Here is a 23,406-nt window from a genome sequence, read left to right on the forward strand (position 1 = left end):
GCTCGCGGGGGAGCGCCCCCTCTGCGGCGCTGGGCGCCTTGAGGACGGAGCCCCCGCTCCGCGTGACCGCCTCCGCTGCTTCGTGGTCTCGCTACGCGGGGTTTTTCGTGCCTGAGGATGCATTGGGATGCACGGCTTGGGATGGCGGTACGCGCCGGTTTCCGCTCGCGGGGGAGTGCCCCCTCTGCGGCGCCCCAACAACGATTGACACAGGCGCCTTGAGGACGGAGCCCCCGCTTCGCGTAACCGGTCGCGACGCTCGCATGTCCTCAACTCATGACATTTGTCATGTGCAGGTCATGACACTCTGTACCGCAGCGGTGCGAAAACCGGCGGTGTAATAGAAACATGAACACCGCAGCACTTCAGAATAGCAAGCAAAACACCGCAGAAACCGTTATTTCCGCCCGCTCCCTCCGCCAGGTTTTCTCCACCCGCGCGGCAGGCACCGTGGTCGCCGTCAACTCGATTGACCTGACCGTCAAGCGCGGCGAAATCATCGCACTGCTCGGCCCCAACGGCGCCGGCAAGACCACCCTCATCGACATGATTCTTGGTCTGACCCAGCCCAGCGGCGGCGAGTTGAGCGTCTTCGGTCGCAACGCCTCCGAGGCGGCACGCGCCGGTCTACTCGGTGCGGTTCAGCAGACCGGTGGCCTGCTCAAGGACCTGACGATTCGCGCCACGGTTGAGATGATTGCGGCGCTGTACCCCAAGCCTATTGACGTGGATGAGGTACTCGCCGGCGCCGACCTGGCCGAGATTGCTAAGCGTAAGGTCGGCAAGTGCTCGGGCGGCCAGCAGCAGCGTCTGCGTTACGCCCTGGCGACCATGCACTCGCCGGAACTGCTGATCCTGGACGAGCCGACCGCAGGCATGGACGTGAATGCGCGCCGCACCTTCTGGGAGCGCATGGAAGCCATCGCCGAACGAGGAACGACCATTCTTTTTGCGACGCACTACCTGGAAGAAGCACAGAACTTCGCCCAGCGCATCGTGCTCATGGAATCCGGTTCCATCATCGCTGACGGCTCCTCCGACGAGATTCGCGCCCTGACCGGCCACCGCCACCTTTCCTTCCTCGCACCCGCACCCATCACCGACCTGGATGTGCCGGTCGAGGTGACCGAAGAGTCCGGCGGGTACCGCCACCGCATCTCCGTGGTGGAGATTGAGCAGGTACTGCGCACTCTGCTGAACACCTACAGCATCAGCGACCTGGAGGTCACCAAGCCCTCCCTGGACGAGTCCTTCACCCTGCTGACCGAGCAGGCCGCCGCCTCTAAGGCATCCGACGCCTAAACATCAGACCGCCTAAACACCACACCATCTAAACGCTACGCCGCCGTTACACACCTCAAGGAAAACATCATGCTCCGCTACGCACTCTACGATATCCGCGCTTCTATCCTCTCGACCGACCGTTTCTTCTTCGGCGTGGCACTGCCCATCGTCTTCTTCCTGCTCTTCGGCGCGATGCAGGACTACTCCTCCCAGCCGATGGGCGACGGCAACGTAGCGGCCTACGTCATGATTGGCATGGCGCTCTACGGTGCCGTTCAGAACACCGTGGCGATTAGCGGCAGCACCGTCGCCGAGCTCTCCAGCGGCTGGAACCGCCAGCTGGCGCTCACCCCGCTGACCACCGGTAAGTACCTGGGCGCGAAGGCGCTGACCGCCCTGGTAATCTCTGCGGTGCCGGTGATTGCGGTGAACATTGTGGGCATGTTCACCGGTGTTGAGATTCCTGTGAACCAGCAGCTTGCCGCCGGCGTGCTGACGGTGCTGTGCGGTCTGGTGTTCGCCTTCTACGGCATCATGATGGGTCTGCTGATTCGTAACGAGAACGCCGTGTCCATTGCGAACGGTCTGCTGGTGATTATGAGCTTCTTCGGTACCGTGTTCTCCCCGCTGAGCACCGACCTGCTGAAGTACGCCCGCTTCACCCCGCTGTACGGTGCCGCCGAGATCGCCCGCTACCCCTTCACCGCAGGTCAGACCATTATTCTGGGCGGTGGTGAGGACTGGTTCGTCACCGAGCCGCTCGGGTACGCCGTGGTGAGCCTCATCGTGTGGGCTGCTATCTTCCTGGGTGTTTCTGCCCTGCTGATGCGCCGCGCAACCCGCCGCTAAATGCTTCTTTCCGCCGCAGTCTCAAGGGTTCCGTAGTATCAGGGGCTTCCGAGGCTGCGGCGGAAGCCGTATCCACTCACGCTGCTCCTACTAACACAGCCCCTACTGACACCGCTGCTACTAACAATGCCGCACCGGTGGTATCTGCACCCGCGGCACCCGCACGTTAGGCTAGAACCATGACCGAAACCCACACCCATTCCTACGAGAACGAACACCCCCACACGGAGAACGAGGCGGCACCCTCCGCCGCGAAGCGCACCCTGGGCAAGCACCGCTTCCGCTTCCTCCACCGGGAACGCAGCGGCAACGTGAACTGGCTGGCGCTGGGCTTTAGCGCCCCGTGGCTGGTGTTTCTGCTCATGCCGCTGGACAGCTTCCTCACCACCCCGGAGCTGGCGCCGGTGCGCTGGACCGGTGTGGCACTGGTGGTGCTGTTTGCGGTGGTGAACTGCTCGGCGTACGCGGTGCCGTGGCTGGTGCCGGTCACCTCCACGGTGCGTCGAAGCGTCATCTGGACGGTGCTGATGGCACTGCCTGTGGCTGGCCTGACGGCGCTGCGACTGGAATCGGCGTATACGGTGTTCTTGTCGTTCAGCATGTACTTTGTGGCGTTCTGGGTTTTTGGCACAATCGCCCCGTACCCCCTGCGCTTCGGTGTAGCGGCGACGATTGCCCTGGCATCCTGGCTAATCTTTATGGCGGGCATCGGTTTTGACGTCACCGCGCACGGCGGAATTGCTCTCTTTATCGGCGCGCCGCTGCTGGGTCTTCTGGGTTTCTCCTACCTGATTGAGCTCGGCGAACGTGCGGATGTAGCGCGTGCCTCCCTGGCGCTCTCGGAGGAACGTGAAGAGATTGCCCGCGACGTGCACGACGTGCTCGGTCACTCCCTGACCGTCATCACCCTCAAAGCGGAGCTGGCGCAGCGCCTGCTGGAGATTGACCCCGCCCGCGCCGGTGCCGAGATGGAGGCAATCGCGCAGCTGTCCCGCGCATCCCTGGCGGAGGTTCGCTCAACCGTGACGCGCCTGCGTGTGCCCGACTTCTCGGGTGAGATTGAGGGTGCGGGTCGTGCCCTGCAGACTGCCGGTATTCGCGCCGAACTGCCGGATGCTCAGAGCGCGCTCGCGGTGGCTGGCGTGAACGCGAAGCTGTTCTCTTGGGTGCTGCGTGAGGCGGTCACGAACATGGTGCGCCACTCGGGCGCGAACGCGGCGCGGGTGCGTCTGAGCGCAACCGGCCTGGATATCCTCGATAACGGCGTGGGTGCGGGCGATGCGCGCGGTAACGGCCTGACGGGCATGGCTCAGCGCGTGGCGGCGTCCGGCGGTAGCGTGGTGATTGAGGCGGCGCCCGAGCAGTGGCTGGCGGAGAACCCTGGCGGTGGGGTGGGTACGCGCATCCGTGTGAGCATGGACGGCGACACCTCACTGCTGTAGGTAGGTGCTGTAGATTGTGGAACTTGGCGCCGTGCCCTGGACGGGAGAGCCACCCGCCCCTGTATGGTGGTGGTAGACAACCTCACGCGGTTGTTCCGCCCGCCGTTATCACCCCGTCTTCACCCCTGGGAGGCTCCCATGATTCGTGTTCTGCTCGCTGACGATCAGCAGCTCATCCGTGAGGCTCTTGCCGCCCTGCTGGGTCTGGAGGTTGACCTGCAGATTGTGGGTCAGGTCGGTAGTGGTGATGAGGTGTTGGGTGCTGTCGCGCTGTTGAAACCGGACGTGGTGCTGCTGGATGTGCAGATGCCCGGTACTTTGCTGGCTGATGGCATTGAGGCGGCTGCGGCGTTGCGTGATGCGGGTGCGGTGAGTGAGTCGGGTGAGCCGGTGCGCACGCTGATTGTGACGACGTTTGGCCGCCCGGGCTATGTGCGCCGCGCCCTGGAGGCTGGTGCGAGTGGTTTCGTGGTGAAGGATACGGGTGCTCGCCAGTTGGCGGAGGCGATTCGTCGTGTGCATGCGGGGTTGCGTGTGGTGGATCCGTCGTTGGCGGCGGATTCTTTGGTGACGGGTGCTTCTCCGTTGACGGAGCGTGAGGCGCAGGTGCTGCGTGAGGCGGCGGCGGGTGGTACGGCTCAGCAGATTGCGTCGGCGTTGTTTTTGTCGGCGGGTACGGTGCGCAATTATTTGTCGGCGGCGATGGCGAAGACGGGTGCGTCGACTCGTCAGGACGCGGTGCGTATCGCCACGGAGAACGGCTGGCTCTAACTCGCTGCTTCTCAATAATTCGGGCGGGGGAGCGATGGCGCTTCCTCGCCTCAGTTTTTTCGCCTTCACTTTCTCCTAACCGGTGCCTATCCCTGCACTCGGGGCGGCTCCTGCGCGAACACGGTAGAATGGTAGTGTCTATGCCCGCAGGCGCCCCGCACCCGTTTCTTCTTGAGACTGGCGGTGTCGTGCCTGGAAGCGGGCACCATTTTCGCCCTGTGCCCGCCCGCACCCGCCGCATCACGTACGCGGCACATCCTGAGTGTTTGGCGGGGTACATGAATCGAAGGAAAACTTGTGGCTCTAACTATCGGCATTGTTGGCCTGCCTAACGTGGGCAAGTCCACCCTGTTCAACGCTCTGACCGGCAACACTGTGCTGGCGGCTAACTACCCGTTCGCGACCATTGACCCGAACGTGGGCGTGGTGAACCTGCCGGATGCGCGTCTGAACCGTCTGGCTGAGATTTTTGGTTCGGAGCGTATTCTGCCTGCGACTGTTTCGTTCGTTGATATTGCGGGCATTGTGAAGGGCGCTTCTGAGGGTGAGGGCCTGGGTAACAAGTTCCTCGCGAACATTCGTGAGGCGCACGCTATCGCCCAGGTGGTGCGTGCGTTTGATGACCCGGACGTCATTCACGTGGACGGCAAGGTTGACCCTGCCTCCGATATGGAGACCATCAATACTGAGCTGATTCTGGCTGACCTGCAGACTCTGGAGAACGCTATTCCGCGTCTGGAGAAGGCTGTGAAGATTAAGAAGGGTGACGCCGCTCAGCTGGAGACTTATAAGGCTGCGCAGAAGATCCTGGAGGATGGTGACACCATCATTTCTCGTGCGAAGGACGCGAAGCTGGAGCTGGCTCACCTGAAGGAGCTGAACCTGCTGACTGCTAAGCCGTTCATTTACGTGTTCAACGCGGATGAGGGCATTCTGGCGTCTGAGGAGAAGCAGCAGGAGCTGCGTGACATGGTGGCGCCGGCTGAGGCTGTGTTCTTGGATGCGAAGCTGGAGGCTGATCTGGTGGAGCTGTCTGAGGAGGAGGCTCGCGAGATGCTGGAGATGAACGGTCAGGATGAGTCCGGCCTGGACCAGCTGGCTCGTGTGGGCTTCTCGACCCTGGGCCTGCAGACTTACCTGACTGCTGGCCCGAAGGAGGCTCGCGCCTGGACTATTTATAAGGGTGATACTGCGCCGCAGGCTGCTGGCGTGATTCACTCTGATTTTGAGCGCGGCTTCATTAAGGCTGAGGTTGTGTCTTTCAAGGACCTGGACGAGGCTGGCTCCATGGCGGAGGCGAAGGCTCGCGGTAAGGTCCGTATGGAGGGCAAGGACTACATCATGCAGGACGGCGACGTAGTCGAGTTCCGCTTCAACGTCTAAGCTTAGAATAATTAAATAAATTAATATCTGAGTAACAGTGAAGTTATAAGATCCCCTTGAGACAGTCGTATCTATAATGAACTGATGCTTAAGGGGATTTTATTATATCTATTCAATGTAGGTAATCTACTAGTTCTAGGAGGAACAAATGGTTGATATTGAAAGAATCTGTAGCATAAAAATTAATAAAGATTATGTAGGGTATAAAAAGTATCCCGTTTTTCAAAATATAAACAATGAAAATGAATGGGCAGGGTTGGCTCAATGTTCAATTATTCTCGGAAATAATGGTTCAGGTAAATCGACGATTGCCCAAGCTTTTAAAAGTAAGACTAATCATGTAGATCTCTTGGATGATGATGATAATTTGATTGAGGGTGAACTTGAAAATATTTACCTCTTTGATGAAAAATTTATAATCAATAATTTCCGCAAACTTGAGGATGACTATCTAGGATCTATAGTTCTTTTAGGTGAAGCAGTTCAAGTCCAGGAAGAGATAGATAAGCTCAGACAAGAACTACGCAAAAAAACCAGCGTTAAAGATGGTGTTGAAATAGGGATAAGTCGTCTTGAAGACAAAAGAGACAATTTAATTAAGGATATTGAGAATACTATATCTTATAAAGATGAAAATGGGTGGAACCCAAGTTCCTGGAAGGGGCGTACGCAGTACTACAACGTTGTAAAGAATCAGTATAAAAATCGTCCTGCTGGCTACGTTGAGCGTATCAAGGGAGAGATGCGAGATTTAGGGGAAATGCCATCTAGGGATGAGTTGCTAAAAGAATTCAATGAAAGCGTAGAAGAGCTAAATAAAGTATCTAATTTTCAGCAAATTAATTGGCGGCCTAATATGCTTTCTGTTCCTTTTAGCTTAAATAAAATTAAAGAAAGCATAGATGCTGTTCAGGTGCTTCGTGGGACAAATGATACGGATAAATACTATCAGAGAGTTCAGCAATCTTCTGCAGGGATGGAGGAGCTTGAGCGCCGCATCAGAGTAACATTTTCAAAAGAATCTTCATTTTGTCCGCATTGTTTTCAGGATATTGGTGAAAATGACAAGAATGAAATCATTGAATCAATTAATAAATATATTGTTGATATTAATAATAATCGAGAAATTCAAGAGCTACAAAGGTTGAAATTTTCTTGGCGTCCAGAGATGCAGAAACTGCCTGATATCTGTTTGCCTGATGAAATGATCAAATCTATCGAAGATGATTTTTCTGCACTTTATGAAATGTGTGAAGGAATAAATTCAGCAATTCAAGAAAAAATTGATAATCCTGATAGGGGAGTAAACCTTGACGATATTGACCCTAGCGTCGTGGTGAGTCGAATAAATCAAAAATATAATGAAATTTTTAAAATGGTTGAGAAGTATAATTCTCAGGGTGGGCAGGCCAAAGATATACGTCGAAGGTGTGAAGATATAAATCATGAAATTACAATTATTGAAACATATAAAGATGTTCAACGCCTAAAAGAAGTGGAAACTAAAATATTGGAAGTGAACCGTGGCAAAGAAAATATTGAAGAGGCAATAAGTGGTATTTCTGAAAGGTTGGGGATTGAAGAGGCTAAATTAAGGAGTGAAAGTGAAGCTGCGGATAAAATTAATGATCTCCTATCGATAGTATTCGGTCCTGACGTAATCGTTCTAGAAGCTGGGGGAAGGCATGGGTATCGTGTTGTAAATAAGGGTAAAGATGTCCCCCCGAGTAGGCTCTCTACTGGAGAGCAAAATATTCTTTCTCTGTGCTACTTCTTTGTTAAAATCGCAGACGGGGAGGAATATGAAAATTCTTTGAATAGTAACAAAATTATTATCCTTGATGACCCAATTTCTAGTTTTGATTATGATAATAAATTTGGGGTGATTAAACTTCTGGGATACATAATTCGTAAGATTTTCCCTAGTGGGTCTAGTTCCAAATTATTAATTACTACTCATGATATTTTTGTTGCTCATGAGTTGTCAAAATTAATTTCATATATATCTAATAGTGTAGTTTTACAGTGTTGGCATCTTCAGGATGAGCTAATATCGACAAACTTTGAATATGTTGACGAATATAGAGAAATGCTAGCTCGAATGTTTAAGTTTGCTACGGATGAGACCATAGTGGATGATGTGCCGGCGGCAAATGAAATTCGTCGTGTTTGGGAAGCGTTTTTGCGTTTTGAATTAGGACAGTCTGGAGTTGCTAATAGAAGTTCTATAGCGAAAATTCAAGAATATTATAGGGAGAACCGGATGCGAAAGGAGTGCGATTTTATGGATAAATTTATTTCTCAGGTATATATTAATACAGATTCACATTCTGGTCATCAAATGTTGGGCGATAATATTAGTCTTCAACCTACTCTAAAAGTAGGGGATTTCAGGGAGTTTATTAAAGAAATTCTATGCTTTATTCATCTTGTGTCTCCGCATCACATCGCTTTGCGACTCGGTGGAAATTCTGAAACTATTGACGGTAATAGGGAAAAGATGGATGATCTATGTCAGAAAATTGTGGGTTCTTAAAAAGTCTCGATGGCACGTCTTAAGCAGACTCGAATTATGGTTCCCGTCATCATTGAAGCGGCAGAAGAAGGAAAAATGATTGGGACGGAATGAATGATTACGGTCGTGCTTTGCGTGCACGCGCTGAGCAGTCACTTAACCTGGCGTTAGGAGATCCTGCAGAGCCTCAATAATATGTCTGTTACAAACAGCAGGTTATCTGAGAGTAGGATTTGTCTGAAAACCTATGTGACATAAAAGCGGAGCCCCGCACTGTGTGTACAGTGCGGGGCTCCGCCCTATTAACCCTCGCACGCTACAAAAAGCAGCCGTCCGGGTGTAAGTCTTATTGACCGGGATTAGTTGTCAGCGCCAACCATAACGCTGGACGCCTTGATGACTGCGTAAGCGGTCTCGTCAACCTTCAGGCCCAGCTCCTCGATGCGATTGTCTGTTATGACCTTGACCGCCTCATACGCCAGCCTCGGGAGCTGGAGGATTGGATTGATTGCACGGAGTCCTGAGGTCTGCTTCTCGTGACAGCCAACGGAGACGCCGACCTCACCCCTGAGGACATCCATCGCCCCCACCTCTCACGAAGAACTATGGTACTTCGACCTCACGGGCTTCCCGAGCGGCACCGGCTAGATGTCGCCGTCTGCTGCTGCCTCGTGGAGTGACCTCTACGAGGATGTGGGGGAGGTGCAGTGGGGTGCCCTGCTGGTATGGGTGGAGACTGGCTGCTACGTGGCTGATGTGGACGGCCTGCCGTGTGCGTCTGGCTTCGAGGATCGCTACTGCGGCTTCTGGGACTCGGAGAACGACTACTCTGCCCACCTTGCCGAGGAGATGTGCATCTGGGACGAGGTTCCCGAGCACCTACACAGCTACTTCGACATCGACGCCTGGTAGGGCGATGAATGATTCGACTATGCCATCGCCAACGTCCCTGACGGCGGCGTCTTTATCTTCCGTGCCCACTGAACGCACATCTGCCCCCCCCCTGGAGGTCACACCGACCTCTAGGGGGTCGTTTTTCAGACAAAACCCGTCCTTTTGTTGCCGTGTCTGACTATTCTCAATGCAACATATCTGATACAGTCTGAGGTAGAAACGGCCCGCCAAAGAGAGGAAGAACATGGCGAATGAGAGGGCGACGGACCAGATCGTCCGTGACATGCTACGCGAAATTGGTTTTAATCGCCCCTGGGAACAGGACGGTGGCCCCCAGTGGAAGCGAGACGCCCTCAAGGGTGGGTCGAAGTCTGCCTCGGCCAATGCTGAGGGCAAACCCGAGTTCGTCTTCGTCTCAGGTGGTTTCGTCGTCGTGGTTGAGGACAAGAAGGACGTGCAGCGCACGCGCTACCTCGTCGATGGTGACCCGATCACCGAGCATCCCTACCGTGCTGACTACGCGCTCAATGGTGCGATCCACTACGCGAAGACGATGCTCGCCAACGGCATCCCGTTCGACAAGGGTGTCTTCGCCGTGGGCGTCGGCGGTGGCGAAGTCCACCATGAGATTGCCGTGTCCTACCTGGCCCCTGGCTTTATCAAGCACCTTGACGACCTCGACAACCTCGAGGTGTTCTCCGAGAAGGAGATCGGCGAGTACTACGCCGTTCAGGTCCTCGGGCAGCGCCCGCGCGCAGAGGTTCAACTCGACGATGTTCGTGCAGCAGCAGAGCGCCTGCATGAAGGAATGCGCAACTATGGATCGGTCGAAAACGACCGAAAAGCACCGCTTGTCTCGGCGATTCTCCTGGCGCTCAAGAACCCCTATTTCGACCTCGACCGCCTCCAGAGCATTTCGCCCGGTAACAACTACCAGGTGTGGGATGGGCGCATCATCTACGACGCCGCTGAGCAGTACATGAAGTCCGAAGCGCTCATGCCTCAGGCGAAGATCGGCACGCTCCTTGATCAGTTCTCCTTCATCAAGCAGGCACCGCAGCTCAACCGCTCCCACCGAGACCTTGGCGAGTCACCTCTCAAGTGGATGACCCGTATCCTGGCAAACGACGTGTACCACGTCGTCACCGACCCCTCGATGACTACCTTCGACGTGCTCGGCAACTTCTACCACGAGTTCATCTCGTACGGTGGAGGCGACGGATCGGGCCTCGGCATCGTGCTCACGCCCGAGCACATCACGACGCTCATGGCTGAGCTGATCGACGTGAACGCCACCGACTACGTTCTCGACCCTACTGCAGGCACCGCGTCCTTCCTTATCGCTGCCATGCAGCGAATGTTCGACGACGCGGGCGACAATGCGGCCATGTGCGAGGACATCCGCAAGAACCGCCTCTACGGCATCGAGCTCCAGGACAAACTCTTCGCAATCGGCACCACGAACATGATCCTGCGAGGCGATGGCAAGGCGAACTTCCGTCGTGACTCGATCTTCGAGGCTCCAATGGCAGAAATGCGCGGGGATATGAAGCTGTCCGACGGCACAATCGCCCTCGGACACGGCTTCACCAAGGTGCTCCTCAACCCGCCCTACTCGCAGGCCAAGGACAAGAACACCCGCAACCTCTCCGAGCTTGCCTTCATCGAACGTGCGCTGGAGTTCCTCAACCCTGGCGGCAAGCTCGCCGTGATTGTTCCTCAGTCCGCGATGGTTGGCAAGACTAAGGAGGATAAGGCTCGCAAGCGGTACATCCTGGAGCATCACACGCTCGAAACCGTCATCACGATGAACCCGATGACCTTCACCAACTCTGGGCACACCCCTCACACGGTCATCGCAATCTTCACAGCTGGGCGCAAGCACCGCGAGGACCAGAAGGTTCGCTTCGTGAACTTCGAGAAGGACGGCTGGGTAGTCGCCCCGCACCGTGGCCTCGTGGACGACGGCACGGTCGCCTCGCGCCGCAAGCACCTCCTGGAGGTTCTGCGCGGTGACGCCCAGGATGACACGAGCTTCATCGTCCGATCCGAAGTCACCGCCGAGGATGAATGGCAGCACAGTTACTTCTACTTCAACGACGTGCCACCGACCTACGAGGACTTCATGAGTACGGTTGCTGACTATGTGACCTGGCAGGTTGATATGCATGCCCACGGGCTCGGTGACCTCATCACGCCGTCTATGAGTGTCACCAGCGACGAGGAGGGCAAGGAATGAGCGTCCTCGAAACCCTCGACTTTCAGCCGATGCTCATCACCGATGTCTTCGAGTCGATGACTGCTTCGAAGGCGTGGTACGACAAGAACAAGCTCTGCCTCTCCGGAGTGCCCGTATTTCCGTACGTCTCTCGAACCAAGGCAAGCAACGGAGTCGATAGCTTCTGCCCGCGCCAAGACAAGGCACCTGAGGCCGGGAACGCCATGACGATTGGGCTCGACACTCAGACGATTGGTTACCAACCGGTTCCGTTCTACACGAGCCAAAACATCCAGGTTCTTCGTCACGAGCGACTCAACGTGAGCAATGCGCTCGTTCTCTCCTCGCTGATACAGGAGCAGATGGGAAAGTTCTCTTGGGGCGGTAACGGCGCCACTCTTGGACGCCTGAAGAAGACCCGCATTATGGTTCCTGCTCTCACCGCCGCTGATGGCACTATCGAGGCTGACTGGGACGGCATGGACCGTCTCGGCGCAGAGTTGCTGGACCAGGTTGTCACACAGACACACAGCGCTCGCGAAACTCGCCTCGCTGACGACGACACCCTCCCGGAGCTGAGGTTCGAGCCAATGTTGATAGATGAATTGTTCATTCAACACCGTGGCAAGCAGGCGACCCGAAATGATAATGGCAAGACTCCATATGTTGTTGCGGCTTCACGCCACAACAGCCAGATGGGGTTTGTTGATGAGCGACCACTGTTTCCCGGGAAATGGTTAGCCATGGTTAATACTGGGGCTGGAGGAGTCGGATATTGCACATACCAACCTGTTCCCTTTTGGGGTTCCAATAATGTGACTGCGTTGGAACCAAGATACGCTGATGCTTCAGAACCCGCATTGATGTTCCTTGCTGGCTGTGTGCGGTTACAGACCTTTGGAAAGTTTTCGTACGGGAATATCGCAAATATGCGCAGACTTGGAAGAACTCGCATCATGGTTCCCGTCGTCACCAATGCTGAGGGTGAGGACGTGGTGGACTGGGAGGGCATGAGCGCCTATGGACACGCTCTGCGCGTGCGTGCTGAGCGGGCCATTGCCCCTGTCATTGGGAGCGCGTCATGAGCCGCGAACCGAACCCAGCGCACGGTATCGGTCAGGACATCCGCGTCGCTCGCCGTGCCCTCGGCTGGAGCCAGACCGAGCTGGCCAACCGTTCCCAGGTCTCACGTCCGACTATCGCTCGTGTCGAGACTGGCGTCAACATCTCCACCGGGACGCTGGAAAAGGTCGCCAAGGCGCTCGGAAAGCGTCTGCACATCTCAGACCAACCCTGACACACCTTCAGGAGCCCCTAGAACGCACGGAGAACCCCCGAGGTGACCTTTCAGATCGTCTCGGGGGTTCTCGTTCTCTCCTACGCCTTCTGAGCATCATCACGCTGTGTTGGTTGTGTGCTCGTCACCTTGCGATCATTCGTGCTCTTAGCTTCACGTTCCGCTGCTCTCTGCCAGCCGTCACCGCCTTCGCGAAGTCTGCGAACTTGTCGGACTCGGTGAAGTTCACGTGCGCGGCAAGTGCACGAGAAACGTCGTCGTCGTCGTGACCGTGCCGCCCTCCATCTCGCCGCGCTTGTCCTTCGTGATCTTGCGCGACAACCTCGCGGCGTGAGCATCGCCGTATTCCATGACTTCACGGATGTCCTCACAGGAGCGGAACCCGTCCTCGCCGTCGCTCCTCTCTGTGAGGCTATGACGTTCGTCTCGTGCAAAACGTGGTGGAGTTCCGCTTCAACGTCTAAGCGATAAAAACATAAAAGCGGGGCCCCGCACTGTACACACAGTGCGGGGCTCCGCTCTATTGACCCTTGCGCGCCACAACAGGCGGCCGCCCGGGTATAAGCCTTATCGACCGGGATTAGTGGTCAGCACCAACCATCACGTTGGACGCCTTAATGACTGCGTACGCGGTCTCGCCAACCTTCAGGCCCAGCTCCTTGATGGACTCGTTGGTAATCGACGCGGAGATAACAACCTCCGGAGCGATCTCAATCTTAACGATGCCGTTAGTCGCACCCTCGGTAATCTCAACAACCTTGCCAGCAAACTGGTTACGTGCAGAAAGCTTCATGAAGCCGTGCCTTTCACTACTCAAAACGTACAAATACTCTAAGCACTCTACACGCCGCAGCCACCCAGAAGCACCTTCCAACCAAAATATTACGCACGAACCATACAAATTTTATTTTCGGCCTCATCCACGCCCCGCACCCGCCCCAAAAGACCGGCAAAAACCAGCCCCGCACATGCGATTCGCACCCGCCAATGGTATAGTCGGCACGAACGCGAGAATCCTTGCAACCCACCACCGTCGCACCTCCGCCCTCGCTGACGCGCGCCCACACGCCGCAGCACCACCGCCCAACGCCGCGGTAACAGGGGAGCGGCGCATCCGCACAGATCGAAGAAGGAACCATGAGCGAAAACCTCAACGAAATCGAAGCACCCGCCTGCCCCGAATGCAGCGAAAACTACACCTACGAAATGGGCGAACTCTGGGCATGCCCCATGTGCGGCCACGAATGGGAACGCACCGCAGCAGGCGAAACCGAAGAAGAAGCCGGCTCCAAGGTTCTCGACTCCGTCGGTAACGAGCTCGTCGACGGCGACTCCGTCACCATCGTCAAGGGCCTGAAGGTCAAGGGTGGCGCAGACATCAAGGCTGGCACCAAGGTGCGCGGCATCCGCCTGCTCGAATCCCCCGTCAACGGCCACGACATTGAGGCGAAGGTCCCCGGCGCAGGCCAGATGTACCTGAAGTCCTCCGTGGTGAAGAAGGCATAAGCCAAGAAGGCATAGCCCAAGGCAACATAAGCCAAGAAGCATAAAACGCCTCCTGTGAGGCGCAGAAAAGGCGGCACCTCCCGCACTAGCTCACGTTAGGGGAGGTGCCGCCTTATGCTTTATAAAAATTGCTTAGGTTTTAAAAGAAATTAGCAAATATCTCTTTACTTTTTACCGGTCAAGCCCATGTACAGGGAAATGGTCAGCATTGCAGCAATAATTGAGATAATCCAGCGGATCCAGTCAATGCCGCTAGTGTCTGCAACACCCAGCTGGGTCGCTGCCCAGGTACCGATAGCTGCGCCGACAGCACCGCAGATAATGGTCCAAAGAATCGAAATGTTCTGGCGGCCTCGCATAAAGAAGCGTGCAAGTGCACCAATAATTGCGCCGGTAATAATGGTGCCAATAAAAGTACCCATTGTAATCTCCTTGGGTTTATATATCTGCCACTGTGGCAGATAGTATGTTGTTTTCAATTATACGTAAATATGATATAAGAAGAGCTTATATGAGCTTTTATTAAGCTAAAAGCACCTTAGTGTTTTATCTCTAAAACGCTAAGGTGCTTTTCTCGTCAATGAGATGAGTGTCGAATGTATCGAATGGTGAATGTATTGACTACTTCGACTTACGCCAAATCTTCAGAGCGCTACAAATCATCGGCAGCTGCAGGGGCAGGCGACCGTACGCAATAGCCTTACGCTGAGTGGACTGGTTACGTGCGTCCAGAGCCATCTGAATGTTCGCGGGGAACACAGCAACAAACAGCAGAGCCGCAAGCAGGCCACCGGCACGGCGGGTCTTATCATTAGCCAGCAGGGCAGCGGTGCCCAGCTCAGCTACACCCGAACCGTGAGTGTACGCGTGGGCAGGACCCGGCAGGTACTTCGGCACAATCGAGTCGAAGGGATCCGGGATGATGAAGTGCAGCGCACCCATCACAGCGAGGGCGCGAGCCATACGAGTAGCCGAGCGCTCAGCGCTGTACTCTTTCTTCTTAAAAATACTCATGCTCCCATTATGCGCCCGTCAGAGGCTTATTCTCTGCCTCAACGATGCGCTGAACCGCTGCGTGTTTGACTGTCTAAAATGCGGACTAGGCACGTCAAACAGAAAATATTGTTCAAAAGCAGGTAAGATAGGGAGCAACGGCACCACGTGCGGATGACGCCCCGCCTGCCCTCACCTTTAGGTGAGTCGCCAGACGGAGTAAAACACCGGGTGCCTACCGGAACAATCAAAGGAGTTATACCGTGAAGAAGATTCTGTGCATCGCTATCCTGGCAGGCGCCGCATACTTCGGTTACAAGAAGTTCGTTGCCTAAATAGCTAGCCCTCGGGCACTCTACATATCCTTAAGCAACGAAAACCCGCCGTCCCACATATGCACCATATGCGAGACGGCGGGTTTCTCGTATGCCCAACCTCCTGGGCATCAAACACGTAGCCTATAAGGTGAACCGGCTATTCGCTCGGCGGAACCTCACCGGTCATCACAACCTTGTTCTGTGAAGAGCTCCAGCTGAACTCAGCAGTCGTGCGACCGCTCGCGCTGGCGGAGCTCTCATCGCCCTTCACGTAGCGGTAGGTCACGCTAATCGAGCTGTCAGAGGTGCGGGTAATCACCGGAGAGAACGAGTACGGCTCATAGGTTGCGGTACCAATGAACTTGCCGCGGTGGAACAGCAGAATGTGGTGCGCCATCGAGGAGATGCAGCAATCAGACGGGGAAGAACCCGGAATCGCGTCAATCCACGACAGCTCAGCACAGGGATCGTAACCCTCGTACGTGCGCGAAACGTTCGTCCACTGATCCCACTTGCTCTTATTCTTCAACTCGCGCAGAGCCTTAGACACCACGGTCGATGCAGAATCAGACGCGCAGGTGGAATCCTTCTTCGACTCAGACTTGGAATCCGACTTTGACTCAGAGGTCTTCGACTCGGATGCCGTCGGCTCAGCATGAACCGTAATCGTCACCACCGACGGAGCCGGAGCAGGCGACGAAGCACTCGGGGTGGCACTCGCGGATGTGCTCGGGCTCGCCGACGGGGTGGGGAACAGTGCCTGAGTGGAGGTCGCGCTCGCGGAAGCAGAAGCGCTACCAGAAGAAGACACTACGGTACCCGAAACAGCAGAATCGGTGCTTGCCGAGCAGGAAGTGACAACGAGAGCTAGAGCGGCGCCCAGCGCAGGTAGAGCCAAAGAGGTACGGCCGGTAAAGCGGCGGCGAGTAGAAGACATGAATACTCCTGAAATGCGCGGCAGCGCGCATTGGTACTGGTCAAGAAGCGAATAGTGAACTCGTCCAGTATAGGGAAAAAGAGGCGGGCACGCGGTGCGCACGGTCAGTGCCGTTCGTTACCGTAGAGTCACAGGCCGGGATTATCGCTAGACAGCGGCTACAGCAGAGCCAGGGGAGGCGAATCGGCATAGCAGAAAATCAGCTATGCGGAAACTCTGCCCGCTAGTGCCTGTGTCCCCTTGCACACCCGCCGCATCCGGGGGACAATGAAGGCATGGCTGAAGTAACTCTACAGAACGAACTCGTAATCCACACCAACGGCGACCTGCCCGCAGTCGGCGCAAAGCTGCCCGAATTCTCGGTTCTCGCGGCTGATCTCTCCGAGATTTCCTCCGCAGATTTCGCAGGTAAGAACCTGGTGCTGAACATCTTCCCCTCCGTCGACACCAGTGTTTGCGCAACCAGCGTCCGCACCTTCAACAAGCAGGCTGCAGGCCTGGAGAACACCGTCGTGCTGTGCGTCTCCAACGACCTGCCCTTCGCAATCGGCCGCTTCTGCGCAGCCGAGGGCATTGAAAACGTCGTCACCTCCTCCGCTTTCCGCTCCTCCTTCGGTGAGGACTTCGGCGTGAAGCTGATTGACGGCCCCCTGGCGGGTCTGCTGGCACGCTCCGTGGTCGTCGTGAACCCCGACGGTGAGGTTGTCTACACCGAGCTGGTTCCCGAAACCACCAACGAGCCCAACTACGAAGCAGCCCTGGCAGCTATCAAGTAAGCCCTAATAGCTATCAACTAGTAGCTATCAAGTAAGCTTAGTACGGGACCGGACGCAAGCCCGGCACCCGCATAGTACTTCCGTCAGGGACACCTGGCGGTACACAGCACAGCAGATACTGAACGTCTACAGCGCATGATCTAGGGTTCACCCACACATGCGGCTGGCGACAGCATAACGCCCCGCCCACCCGGTATTTCGGGTGGGCGGGGCGCTTTACTATATCCAGACCTAGCGCGCGATTCAGACTTAGTGCGTGGAGGCGCCGGGATGGCCGGGAGCGTCGGCTTCGGCGGGCTCCTCGTCCGCGACAAGCATATGCTCCGGCAGGGTGCCTCGGCGCTTAGCCACCACAAAACGCGATACCAGCAGCAGAATGTACACCACCATCGAAATCAGCAGCATTGACTGCGGCGCCACCAACAAACCAACCGCCGCAGACACGCCTGCGATAGCCGCGGTGGTATGGTCTTTTGAACTCTGATATGCATCGATGGCGAGCACCGCAAAGAGCGCCGTCATCACAAAATCCACGCCCTTGAGCTCACTCAAGAAGCTTGCACCCAGCACATAGCCGAGCATTGCGCTCGACAGAACGCTCAGATGCAGGCCCGCGTGAATCCACAGGATGCGGGAGGCACGAAGCTTATGGCGGTCCGGTCCGGTGTTCAGCGCGTACGCCTCATCAATGAGCGTGTACACAGTGTAGAACTTCGCCAAGCCGCCACGCACCCGCTCAATCGGGTAGGACAGGCCGTACATGAGGTGGCGTGAATTAATGAGCAGAGTCATCACAGCGATAGAGAACAGCGAGGCGTGATTCGACACCATATCAATCAGCACAAACTCCACCGAACCGGCAAAAACCAGAACCGGCAACAGGGGAGCCACCCAGAACGGCAGACCGTAACTGTGCACCAGCACGCCCAGACCAATACCGACAAAGAACAGACCCAGCATAATCACACCGGCGACACGCATCGCCTCTGCGAAGCCGCTCTCTCGCGGTTGCTGAGGGCCTTGTGCATCGGGGGAGGTAGGCGCCTCCACCACGGGAAGCATGCCGGTCAGCGGAAGAGCGGAGGCAATAACCTGCTCAACCTGCTGCTGGGTTGCCTGCTGAGGCGCGGGCTGAGAAGAAGCAGAATTCTTAGAGATGCTCATCATGACCCCCTAGAAAACCCAGTTAGCCAGCACAACACAGGTGACGGTACCCGCCACCATGCTCAGCACCATGTTCTTACGCCACAGGTGCACGCCCACGGTCACCACCAGGCCCGCCAGATAGGGTGCCGCCGTAGCGAACGTGGAGTAATTAATCTTCGCCACCGCATAGATGGCAAGCAGCGCGACCGCGCCGAGGGGAATCCAGTGGCTGAGCGCATCCAAAAGTTCGGAGCCAGCCAGAGCCTTTTTCAGACCGAAGGGGAGCAGGCGCAACAGAAAAGTAATGCCAGCAGCAACGAACACCGCAGCAAGAATATATCCGGTGGTTACTTCACTGTTCATGAAGATTTTCTCTTTCTGCACATACTCAGCGAAAGACCCTGAAAGAGTGAAAGAACCCTGAACGGAGGCGTGCGGGTGAAGCCGTGAAAACATCCGCGAAAGAAAAGGGTAGGGAGAGCCCACTCATAGAGAAGGCGCTAAGTAGTGCGGTAGGTACGTGAGTTGATGAAAGCCGCGAATAGTGAGGCGGAGGGGTATTCCTTCCGGGCAGAGACTACATCTCTGCATGACCTCGGGTGGTGCCGCTCCCGGTGCGGTGTTACTCCGGGGCGGCACAGCGTTCTGCGTCGCTAGTTTCCTTAGCGGTGTCTTTCATCTGAGTCATGGGGTACCTTCACCTCTGGGAGCCTCCGCGCAGGTTCGCGCGGGAGGCATCTTAGTAATCCTAGAAATAGAAAGAGGGGAGAGCGGTGCTCTTCATCTATCCTAGCGGGTTTTGAGCACATATGTAACGTTCTTACCGTTGTGTGGAAGCGGGAGCATCAGCGGCAGCGGCGGTTTCAGCCTCAGCCGCTACCTCATGCACAGCACGATGCGGCAGGGTGCTGCGGCGCTTCGCTACCGGGAAGCGCACCAACAGTAGCACCACATACGAACCCAACGCCATCACCAGGAAAGAGGACGGCGCAAAAATTAGGGCTACCGTGGCAGAAATTGCCATAAATAGTACTGCCACACGATCCGGGTTGGCGCGGTAGCCGTCCATCGCAAGAACCGTGAAGATGGCTACCATCACGAAGTCCACGCCCTTCAGGCTGCTGAGGAAGCTTGCGCCCAGCACATACCCGAGGACTACGCTCAGAACCCACGACACGTAAATCAGCGCGTTCACCCACAGAATGCGCACCCCCGAACGCTCATTGCGGTCAGGGCCGGAGTTAAGAGCAAACGCCTCATCGCAAAGAGTGTGAATCGTCAGAGCCTTAGCCCAGAAACCCTTCACATTGTGCAACGGGTATGAAAGACCGTACACCAGATGGCGCGCATTCACCAGGAACACCGTCAACGCAATCGACGCTAGGGGCGCGCCACCGCTGACCATACCCACCATCAAAAACTCCACCGAACCGGCAAAAACTAGGGCAGATAGCAGCGGCGCAGTCCAGATCGGCAGGCCGTGCGCGTTGAGGATAATACCCAAACCCAAACCCAGCACAGCGATACCGAGCATCACCACGGAAGAATCGGCAACAGCCAAGCGGAAATCACTCTGCGTGCTCGTACGCCCAGTGTCGGGACGCTCAGCGCCGGGGGTCTGTGCCATCAAAGAGTTCCTTGTGTATGTTGTGCTCTTCAAAAAATCTACTGTGTGCGTGAGGGACTTCGAAGCTCCGCCGCGGTTTTCCAGTGTATAGGAGCGCTTAGATGGCCGTCGAGAAAAAGAGTCCGGGAATAAAATATGAGAAACACGCTTATAGTGAATGACGCTAAACAACGCGGCGCTGAATAACCTAGTGACCGTGCAGACAACCCGAAAGGAACCTCAATGGCTGAACAGAACAACGCTGAGCAGAACAACACCGTGCAGACCGCAGAAGAGCAGAAGAAGGTGTACTCGCGCCAGCAGGAACGCCGCGAACTCGAAAACTACCGTCAGACCAAAATCGAGCGCATCGACCGCCTGCGCTACCGTGCCTACGGTGCCAACGGCGCAACCCTCGACTTCGGTGTGGGTGAGGGCCTGCTGACCCCCGTCGAGCTGCTACTCGCCGCTATTGCCGGTTGCTCCTCCGTGGATGTGGACGCGGGTACCTCCCGCCGCTCCACCCCGGAGGTGTTCGAGGTTCTCGCCTCGGCGCTGAAGCAGACCGAAGACGGCGCGGTGCGCCTCGACGACGTTGAGGTGGACTTCGATGTGCGATTCCCCGCCGATGAGCAGGGCGCCAAGGCTCAGAAGATGGTGGACCGTCTGATCCAGCTCAGCGAGCAGAAGGACTGCACCGTTTCCCGTACCGTGGAGCACCCCACGAACGTTTCTTTCCACAACCTGGCTGACTAAAGCCGGGTGAGCTGAATAGATCGGGTGAATTAGCCTGATAGGGAACCCTCCCGTACCGCTTATCCATGAGCGGTGCGGGAGGGTTTTTCTGTGTTTTTGTGGTTTTGGGTGGAAAAGAGCCTGAAAAGCGAGTAGGATTGACCCTCAGATTAGGAAAACTTACGGTACGTAAGAAATCCTTAAGATTGAAGAATTTCTTGACCCAGGCACAAACCTTCGGCGACACCACCCGCAGCAGGACTAGACTGGACACCAGACTAGACCGCTAGCAAACGCACGAAGCAATAGCCTCAGAAAGAAGACCTGACATGGCACAGCCTACAGAGACTTCCGGCGCTGCATCGGAAGCCACCCCCGCAGAGGGTGAACTGAAGCGAGGCCTCTCCGCCCGCCACATGCAGATGATCGCAATCGGCGGCGCAATCGGCACCGGCCTCTTCGTCGCATCCGGTAAGACCATCTCCACCGCAGGCCCCGGCGGCGCAATCCTCGCCTACGCCCTCATCGGCATCATGGTGCTCTTCCTCATGCAGTCCCTCGGCGAGATGGCTGCGCACCTGCCCGTCCCCGGCGCATTCCAGACCTACGCGGCACGCTACGTGTCCCCGTCCTTCGGCTTCGCCATGGGCTGGAACTACTGGTTCAACTGGGCGATTACCGTCGCCGCCGAACTCGTCGCCGTCGGCGAGGTGATGAGGTACTGGTTCCCCGATATCCCATCCTGGGTGTGGGCGGCAGGATTCCTCGTGCTGCTGACTGGCATCAACGCCCTCTCGGCACGCTCCTACGGTGAAAGCGAATTCTGGCTCGCCACCATCAAGGTCGTTACGGTGGTCGTCTTCCTCATTGCAGGTATCGCCATGATCTTCGGCATCCTGGGTGGTAGCTCCCCGGGCGTCTCCAACTGGACCGTCGGTGAGGCACCCTTCGTCGGCGGCGCACCCGCCGTACTCGCCATCTTCATGGTGGCAGGCTTCTCCTTCCAGGGCACCGAAATGATCGGTGTGGCTGCCGGCGAATCTGAGAACCCCCGCCGCGACGTGCCCCGCGCGCTGACCAGCGTGTTCTGGCGCATCATGCTCTTCTACATCGGTGCGATGGTCGTCATCGGCTTCCTGATTCCTTACTCCGACCCGAACCTGCTCACCGCAGCGGACGGCAACATCAACATCTCCCCGTTCACCCTCATCTTCGAGCGTGCGGGCATCGCCTTCGCGGCAGCCATCATGAACGCCGTGATCCTTTCCGCAGTGCTCTCTGCAGGTAACTCGGGCCTGTACGTTTCGGCTCGTATGCTCTTCGCGCTCGCCCAGGAGGGTAAGGCACCGAAGATGTTCACCCACATCAACTCCGGCGGCGTGCCCATGAACGCACTGCTGGCAACCGCAGCTATCGGTGCGGTCGGTTTCATCGCCGCACTGCTCTCCCCGGATGGCGCGTACCTGTGGCTGGTGAACGTGTCCGGTCTGGCTGGCTTCATCACCTGGGTGGGTATCGCCGTGGCTCACTACCGTTTCCGCCGCGCATACCTGAAGCAGGGCAACAGCCTGAAGGACCTGCCCTACGTGGCACCGTTCTTCCCCGCAGGCCCGATTATCGCCTTCCTCATGTGCCTGGTCGTTATTGGCGGTCAGAACTACGAGGCGTTCCTGAGCGGCGACTGGGCTGGCGTGCTCAGCTCCTACATTGGCCTGCCCGTGATTATCGCGGTCTGGCTGGTGCACCGCGTGGTCACTCGTGACCGCCTGATTCCGCTGGAGCAGATTGACGTGAGCGGCATCGAGGTTAAGGCTTCGAAGTAACACGAACACTTGCGCCAGCTGATTGAATGAGCTGATACGTGAAGAGCCGCCGGTTCCCCTGACTGAGGGGAGCCGGCGGCTCTTTGCTATCCGCAGTTTATTCCGCACGGGTGGGCTAGACTGTGCGCCCTGTAGCTCTTAGGAGCGGCGGCGCGAGCGCAGAACACTCAAGCCAAGACCAGCACAGATTGCAGCAACACCAATGCCAACAATCACACCAACACTGGATGCACCGGTGTTCGCCAGGGTAGCCTTCTTGGGGCTACTCTCCTGAGCCAGATGATCCTTAGCGAGGCTGTCCTTTGCCAGCGTGTCCTGAGCCGATTGGGCGGCGGTCACCGGAGCCTCCTGAGCGGGATTGCTCTGAGCGGGCTTACTCTTGGGATGCGCCACGGTTGCGTCCTCCAGCTTGTCAGCGTTGGGGGTCTTATCGGCAACCGGTGCTTCCGGCAGTGCAGGAACCGTCGGTGCGTCGGTCGGGTTTACACCGATGGTTGCTTCCGGCAGTGCAGGAACGGTCGGTGCATCCGTCGGGTTTACTCCGATGGTTGCTTCCGGCAGGGGAGCCACGGTGGGTGCATCGGTGGGGTTCACGCCCACGGTTGCCTCGGGCAGGGGTGCCACGGTGGGAGCATCGGTCGGGTTTACACCAACGGTTGCCTCGGGCAGGGGTGCCACGGTCGGTGCGTCGGTCGGGTTTACACCGATGGTTGCTTCCGGCAAGGGCGCTACGGTCGGTGCGTCGGTCGGGTTCACGCCAACGGTTGCCTCGGGCAGGGGTGCCACGGTCGGTGCGTCGGTCGGGTTTACACCCACGGTTGCTTCCGGCAAGGGCGCTACGGTGGGTGCGTCGGTCGGGTTTACACCCACGGTTGCCTCAGGCAGGGGTGCCACGGTCGGTGCGTCGGTCGGGT

General features: G+C 56.8%; 24 protein-coding genes. 14 read left to right on the forward strand and 10 right to left on the reverse strand.

The window, feature by feature from the left end; translation table 11 throughout:
- The first annotated feature begins 348 nt into the window (after positions 1–348).
- The 6 genes from HMPREF2845_RS02665 (at position 349) to HMPREF2845_RS02690 (ending at position 8,265) form a co-directional block, all read left to right on the forward strand.
- Positions 349–1,302 (forward strand): ABC transporter ATP-binding protein, encoded by a 954-nt coding sequence (locus HMPREF2845_RS02665; RefSeq protein ID WP_070633811.1) that lies wholly within the window; start codon positions 349–351, stop codon positions 1,300–1,302.
- Positions 1,303–1,371: 69 nt separating this feature from the next.
- Positions 1,372–2,133: an ABC transporter permease gene (locus HMPREF2845_RS02670; protein WP_070633812.1), complete on the forward strand. Its 762-nt coding sequence runs from the start codon at positions 1,372–1,374 to the stop codon at positions 2,131–2,133.
- Between the two features lie 179 nt (positions 2,134–2,312).
- Positions 2,313–3,575 carry a sensor histidine kinase gene (locus HMPREF2845_RS02675; RefSeq protein WP_070633813.1) on the forward strand — a complete coding sequence of 421 codons (1,263 nt, stop codon included), beginning with the start codon at positions 2,313–2,315 and terminating at the stop codon, positions 3,573–3,575.
- 138 nt (positions 3,576–3,713) lie between these two features.
- Positions 3,714–4,346 (forward strand): response regulator transcription factor, encoded by a 633-nt coding sequence (locus HMPREF2845_RS02680; RefSeq protein WP_070633814.1) that lies wholly within the window; start codon positions 3,714–3,716, stop codon positions 4,344–4,346.
- A gap of 297 nt (positions 4,347–4,643) precedes the next feature.
- A complete protein-coding gene (gene ychF / locus HMPREF2845_RS02685; protein WP_005505132.1) occupies positions 4,644–5,729 on the forward strand; it encodes a redox-regulated ATPase YchF in 1,086 nt (361 codons plus the stop codon).
- A 148-nt stretch (positions 5,730–5,877) separates the two neighbouring features.
- Complete coding sequence (locus HMPREF2845_RS02690; protein ID WP_070633815.1) at positions 5,878–8,265, forward strand: AAA family ATPase; 2,388 nt, start codon at positions 5,878–5,880, stop codon at positions 8,263–8,265.
- Between the two features lie 338 nt (positions 8,266–8,603).
- Here HMPREF2845_RS02690 and HMPREF2845_RS09395 read toward each other — a convergent pair whose 3' ends face one another.
- Positions 8,604–8,825 (reverse strand): hypothetical protein, encoded by a 222-nt coding sequence (locus tag HMPREF2845_RS09395; RefSeq protein WP_070633816.1) that lies wholly within the window; start codon positions 8,823–8,825, stop codon positions 8,604–8,606.
- 67 nt (positions 8,826–8,892) lie between these two features.
- Between HMPREF2845_RS09395 and HMPREF2845_RS02700 the strand changes: the two genes are divergently transcribed.
- The 4 genes from HMPREF2845_RS02700 (at position 8,893) to HMPREF2845_RS02715 (ending at position 12,653) form a co-directional block, all read left to right on the forward strand.
- Complete coding sequence (locus HMPREF2845_RS02700) at positions 8,893–9,156, forward strand: antirestriction protein ArdA (protein ID WP_083308721.1); 264 nt, start codon at positions 8,893–8,895, stop codon at positions 9,154–9,156.
- Between the two features lie 226 nt (positions 9,157–9,382).
- Positions 9,383–11,377: an HsdM family class I SAM-dependent methyltransferase gene (locus HMPREF2845_RS02705; RefSeq protein ID WP_070633818.1), complete on the forward strand. Its 1,995-nt coding sequence runs from the start codon at positions 9,383–9,385 to the stop codon at positions 11,375–11,377.
- Positions 11,374–12,441, forward strand: a complete 1,068-nt coding sequence (locus tag HMPREF2845_RS02710; RefSeq protein ID WP_070633819.1) for a restriction endonuclease subunit S — start codon at positions 11,374–11,376, stop codon at positions 12,439–12,441. The genes HMPREF2845_RS02705 and HMPREF2845_RS02710 overlap by 4 nt, the downstream gene beginning before the upstream one ends.
- Positions 12,438–12,653: a helix-turn-helix domain-containing protein gene (locus tag HMPREF2845_RS02715; protein WP_070633820.1), complete on the forward strand. Its 216-nt coding sequence runs from the start codon at positions 12,438–12,440 to the stop codon at positions 12,651–12,653. Before HMPREF2845_RS02710 ends, HMPREF2845_RS02715 begins: the two co-directional genes overlap by 4 nt.
- Before the next feature lie 225 nt (positions 12,654–12,878).
- Here the strand turns inward: HMPREF2845_RS02715 and HMPREF2845_RS09455 are convergent, their stop codons facing one another.
- Both HMPREF2845_RS09455 and HMPREF2845_RS02720 read right to left on the reverse strand, forming a co-directional pair.
- The gene (locus HMPREF2845_RS09455) at positions 12,879–13,004 is read right to left on the reverse strand and encodes a hypothetical protein (protein WP_256388312.1); all 126 of its coding nucleotides are present in this window, start codon (positions 13,002–13,004) and stop codon (positions 12,879–12,881) included.
- Between the two features lie 229 nt (positions 13,005–13,233).
- Positions 13,234–13,446 (reverse strand): TOBE domain-containing protein, encoded by a 213-nt coding sequence (locus HMPREF2845_RS02720; protein WP_005505155.1) that lies wholly within the window; start codon positions 13,444–13,446, stop codon positions 13,234–13,236.
- Positions 13,447–13,790: 344 nt separating this feature from the next.
- On the opposite strand from HMPREF2845_RS02720, the gene HMPREF2845_RS02725 reads away from it, so the two are divergent.
- Entirely contained in the window at positions 13,791–14,159 is a 369-nt protein-coding gene (locus HMPREF2845_RS02725; RefSeq protein WP_005508467.1) for a zinc ribbon domain-containing protein YjdM, read from the forward strand.
- A gap of 164 nt (positions 14,160–14,323) precedes the next feature.
- On the opposite strand, the gene HMPREF2845_RS02730 is transcribed toward HMPREF2845_RS02725, so the two are convergent.
- The 3 genes from HMPREF2845_RS02730 to HMPREF2845_RS02740 all read right to left on the reverse strand — a co-directional run bounded on the left by HMPREF2845_RS02730 (position 14,324) and on the right by HMPREF2845_RS02740 (position 16,406).
- Positions 14,324–14,581, reverse strand: a complete 258-nt coding sequence (locus HMPREF2845_RS02730; RefSeq protein ID WP_044150247.1) for a GlsB/YeaQ/YmgE family stress response membrane protein — start codon at positions 14,579–14,581, stop codon at positions 14,324–14,326.
- A gap of 199 nt (positions 14,582–14,780) precedes the next feature.
- On the reverse strand, positions 14,781–15,173 hold the full coding sequence (locus HMPREF2845_RS02735) for a DoxX family protein (RefSeq protein WP_005505158.1): 393 nt from the start codon (positions 15,171–15,173) through the stop codon (positions 14,781–14,783).
- A 453-nt stretch (positions 15,174–15,626) separates the two neighbouring features.
- A complete protein-coding gene (locus HMPREF2845_RS02740) occupies positions 15,627–16,406 on the reverse strand; it encodes an LppP/LprE family lipoprotein (RefSeq protein WP_070633821.1) in 780 nt (259 codons plus the stop codon).
- Between the two features lie 275 nt (positions 16,407–16,681).
- On the opposite strand from HMPREF2845_RS02740, the gene tpx reads away from it, so the two are divergent.
- The gene (gene tpx / locus HMPREF2845_RS02745) at positions 16,682–17,182 is read left to right on the forward strand and encodes a thiol peroxidase (RefSeq protein ID WP_070633822.1); all 501 of its coding nucleotides are present in this window, start codon (positions 16,682–16,684) and stop codon (positions 17,180–17,182) included.
- A 249-nt stretch (positions 17,183–17,431) separates the two neighbouring features.
- Here the strand turns inward: tpx and HMPREF2845_RS02750 are convergent, their stop codons facing one another.
- The 3 genes from HMPREF2845_RS02750 to HMPREF2845_RS02760 all read right to left on the reverse strand — a co-directional run bounded on the left by HMPREF2845_RS02750 (position 17,432) and on the right by HMPREF2845_RS02760 (position 19,955).
- Positions 17,432–18,346, reverse strand: coding sequence for an AzlC family ABC transporter permease (locus tag HMPREF2845_RS02750; RefSeq protein ID WP_070633823.1), 915 nt, complete (start codon positions 18,344–18,346; stop codon positions 17,432–17,434).
- A gap of 9 nt (positions 18,347–18,355) precedes the next feature.
- Positions 18,356–18,691, reverse strand: a complete 336-nt coding sequence (locus HMPREF2845_RS02755; RefSeq protein ID WP_049356425.1) for a branched-chain amino acid transporter permease — start codon at positions 18,689–18,691, stop codon at positions 18,356–18,358.
- Between the two features lie 457 nt (positions 18,692–19,148).
- Complete coding sequence (locus HMPREF2845_RS02760) at positions 19,149–19,955, reverse strand: AzlC family ABC transporter permease (protein ID WP_044150252.1); 807 nt, start codon at positions 19,953–19,955, stop codon at positions 19,149–19,151.
- A 222-nt stretch (positions 19,956–20,177) separates the two neighbouring features.
- On the opposite strand from HMPREF2845_RS02760, the gene HMPREF2845_RS02765 reads away from it, so the two are divergent.
- Positions 20,178–20,690, forward strand: a complete 513-nt coding sequence (locus tag HMPREF2845_RS02765) for an OsmC family protein (RefSeq protein ID WP_012903133.1) — start codon at positions 20,178–20,180, stop codon at positions 20,688–20,690.
- 308 nt (positions 20,691–20,998) lie between these two features.
- Positions 20,999–22,492 carry an amino acid permease gene (locus HMPREF2845_RS02770; RefSeq protein ID WP_049354198.1) on the forward strand — a complete coding sequence of 498 codons (1,494 nt, stop codon included), beginning with the start codon at positions 20,999–21,001 and terminating at the stop codon, positions 22,490–22,492.
- Between the two features lie 138 nt (positions 22,493–22,630).
- On the opposite strand, the gene HMPREF2845_RS02775 is transcribed toward HMPREF2845_RS02770, so the two are convergent.
- Positions 22,631–23,406, reverse strand: a 776-nt coding sequence (locus HMPREF2845_RS02775; protein ID WP_141752946.1) for an LPXTG cell wall anchor domain-containing protein, incomplete at its 5' end; no start/stop codon positions are given.

Source organism: Rothia sp. HMSC065B04 (assembly GCF_001812285.1).
In the GTDB taxonomy this organism is placed as follows: Bacteria; Actinomycetota; Actinomycetes; order Actinomycetales; family Micrococcaceae; genus Rothia; species Rothia mucilaginosa.